Genomic DNA, 324 nt, shown 5'->3' on the forward strand with positions numbered 1-324 from the left:
GGCGCGTCATAGATGCAGAAGCTCTGCTTCCTGTCGGGCGACACGAAGGACTGCACCCAGGTGACGCCTTTCTCCGCATTGCGCATGATGACACCAGCGAGCGCATCGGCGCCGGCATCGTTCATCGGCACGCTGAGGCCAGAAGGAAATGTTCGTTCAACCACATAGCGAGGCATATCAAGTTTCCCTTTTCCATTGATCCACGCTCGACTTGAGCGCGGCTGGACATTGACCACGCTCGTCAAGGGCGCGCATCGGAACCTTTCCCTATTTTTTGTGGGAAGATTCCCTATGATGGTGTCGTTATGTGTGAAGTGGCACGGA

Annotated in this window: 1 protein-coding gene; it reads right to left on the reverse strand. The window is 55.9% G+C overall.

Annotated features, from left to right (window positions below; genetic code table 11):
- Nucleotides 1-176, reverse strand: a 176-nt coding sequence (locus EN804_RS35800) for a nickel-binding protein (protein ID WP_135922386.1), incomplete at its 3' end; no start/stop codon positions are given.
- Nucleotides 177-324: the final 148 nt, after the last annotated feature.

Origin of the sequence: Mesorhizobium sp. M8A.F.Ca.ET.161.01.1.1, from assembly GCF_004792105.1 — a bacterium.
In the GTDB taxonomy this organism is placed as follows: Bacteria; Pseudomonadota; Alphaproteobacteria; order Rhizobiales; family Rhizobiaceae; genus Mesorhizobium.